This window comes from Clostridium sp. (assembly GCF_051656525.1).
Taxonomy (GTDB): domain Bacteria; phylum Bacillota; class Clostridia; order Clostridiales; family Clostridiaceae; genus Clostridium.
Window position 1 is genome coordinate 1 of sequence record NZ_JBOGCC010000020.1, and the last position, 2,564, is coordinate 2,564.

The following is a 2,564-nucleotide window of genomic DNA, read 5'->3' on the forward strand; positions in this document are numbered from 1 at the left end:
GGACACTACTTAAATAAACCATTTGAACAATTCACTTATTATGTAAGCAATACTTGTAATAAACCTATAGATGGACCACATAAAAACCCTGAATATACTATGTATGAATTCTATAATGGTGTAAATACAGCAATATTTAAATTAAACTTCCAAGGGGCGGCTATTTATGGTGGGCTTTGTGGTACATTTGAGCATATTGGATCAGATAAAATTTATCAATGTGATGGACCTTTTATAAATCCTAATGGAAATAGTCAATCTTTTAGTGAATTACCTTATTATAACGGTTCAATAAATGGCACTCTTGTTACACTTGCGCAAACTAATACACAAAATGTTTTTGCTGAGAAATATAGTAATGATAACAATATTTTCACAGTTACTAAGATTCCAATGCCTAGTCAATTTAAAAATGATAATTATAAATATGCTTTAGAAGAAACTTTTAATGGTAATGTTACAGGACTTTATTTATTAAATATTAATCATAATACTAAAAACTTAACTGGCATCTTTATGCACAGTAACAATGATAATTTTTCAACAAATAATGCTGTATCTGTAAACTTTGAACAAAGTCCTCTGCCACAAGTAAGCTAATCATTTTTAGTATTATTAATTAATTCATAAAAAAAGATATACTTTGATTTTTTCAAAGTATATCTAAAAATAAAATATATTAGCATATTTTTACATTCTAAAATTTTTGTTGGTAAATTGAAAACTTAAATTCCGTTTTTTTCGTTAAACAGAAGTTAGTTCTACAAATAGTTGTACATAATTAAAATGATACTTGTTACTAATATATCAAGGAGGATTTTAATTATGTTAAATAAAGAACCATATAAGGGTAAACACCTTCAAATGGAAGAACGACTTATAATAGAATATGGCTTAGATCAAAACTATAGCTTAAAAGAACTTGCTGAAAAAATTCAAAAGGATCCAACTACTGTTTCTAAAGAGATTAAAAGGAATAGATTCATTAGATTAAGTAAGACAAAAGTGAATAGTTTAAAGTCTTGTGAACATCATAAAAGCTGTACTAAAACTAATTTATGTAATAACTCTTGCAATAAAAAATGTAAGAAGTGTAAGTTTATAAATTGCTATAGAAATTGCAAAGAATACTCAATAAAAAAATGTTCTAAACTTGACCGTTACCCCTACGTTTGTAACGGATGTGATAAAATCACTAGATGCAAAAGTGAAAAACAATATTATAAAGCTAAAAGTGCTAATGCAAAGTATAAAGAAATTTTAATCTCATCTAGAGAAGGACTGAATATAACACCTTCTAACTTAAAGAAAATGGATGAAATAATTTCACCACTTGTTTTTAAAGGGCAATCAATATGTCATATTTTCACTCATCATAAAGATGAACTGAAGTGTTGTGAAAGAACATTATATTCTTATTTTGATAAGAATGCATTTACTGCTAGAAATATTGATTTACCAAGAAAGGTAAAGTATAAACCACGAAAAAAATCTAAGCCACCTGAAATCAAAGATCCTTCTTATAAAGTTGGAAGAAACTTTAATGATTTTACTGAATTTATCACAAAAAATCCTAATACTTCTATAATTGAAATGGATACAGTTCACGGGACCCGAAGTGGTAAAGTACTTCTTACACTTATGTTCAGAAATTGCTCATTAATGTTAGCATTTATTCTTGAGTCATGTAGCCAATTAGCGGTAAAAAGTGCTATAGATAAGCTTTATGAGTTGATAGGCTATGATACCTTTAAATCTACATTTCCTATTATTTTAACCGATAATGGCTCAGAATTTAAAAATCCTGAGATGTTAGAAACAGATGCCTTTGGAAATAAACGAACTAAAATATTTTATTGTAATCCAATGGCATCTTATCAAAAACCACATGTAGAAAAGAATCATGAATATTTAAGATATATACTACCTAAAGGAAAATCATTTAATAATTTAACTCAAGAAGATATTACTTTAATAATAAATCACGTTAATAGCACAACAAGGGCTAGTTTAAACGGAAATACGCCATTCAAACTAGCCCAGATGCTTTTAGATAATTCTCTGTTAGATAAACTTTTGTTGAAAGATATTCCAGCAGATGATATACATCTAAAACCTGCACTTTTAAAAAAATAAAATTTCAAAATTTTAGAGCGAGTATCAACGGAACTTAATATTACAAAATTAAAGCAAACGGAACTTAGTTTTACAAGAAAAATCCGTAGGCTTATTAAGCTTGCCCTAAAATTAGTTTCTTATAAAAATTATACCCTATTTCACTTATTTTATTCATGAAAATTCACTCGAAAAACTGACTTTAATCTTGCAATTTCAAAGCTTTAGATTTAAACGGAAGTTACTTTTGCATTCAACGTAAAATTTTTGTTATAAAATAGCTTTATAACTTAGTTTTATCACTATATATATATGTAACCTAATTAATTAACCAAGCAGTATCTTGATTATTAGGATCAACCGGCGGAACTACACCTATTCCTTTTCTTGAACGTATAGAAAAATGTTTAGTCTCTACTGGTACATTTTCATATTCTCCATTGTATTCA

General features: G+C 27.4%; 2 protein-coding genes and 1 pseudogene. 2 read left to right on the forward strand and 1 reads right to left on the reverse strand.

The annotated features are described in order from the left end of the window. On the forward strand, nt 1-600 hold a 600-nt coding region (locus tag ACRDDY_RS00565; protein ID WP_438563020.1), incomplete at its 5' end, for a hypothetical protein. A 225-nt stretch (nt 601-825) separates the two neighbouring features. Next, a complete protein-coding gene (locus ACRDDY_RS00570) occupies nt 826-2,136 on the forward strand; it encodes an IS30 family transposase (RefSeq protein WP_438563021.1) in 1,311 nt (436 codons plus the stop codon). Between the two features lie 307 nt (nt 2,137-2,443). Here ACRDDY_RS00570 and ACRDDY_RS00575 read toward each other — a convergent pair. Beyond that, nucleotides 2,444-2,564 (reverse strand): annotated as a pseudogene (locus tag ACRDDY_RS00575) (hypothetical protein); the annotation flags it as partial.

Coding starts and splice junctions, on each gene's coding strand:
- ACRDDY_RS00570 (WP_438563021.1), top strand. CDS start 826: ATGTTAAATAAAGAACCATATAAGGGTAAACACCTTCAAATGGAAGAA.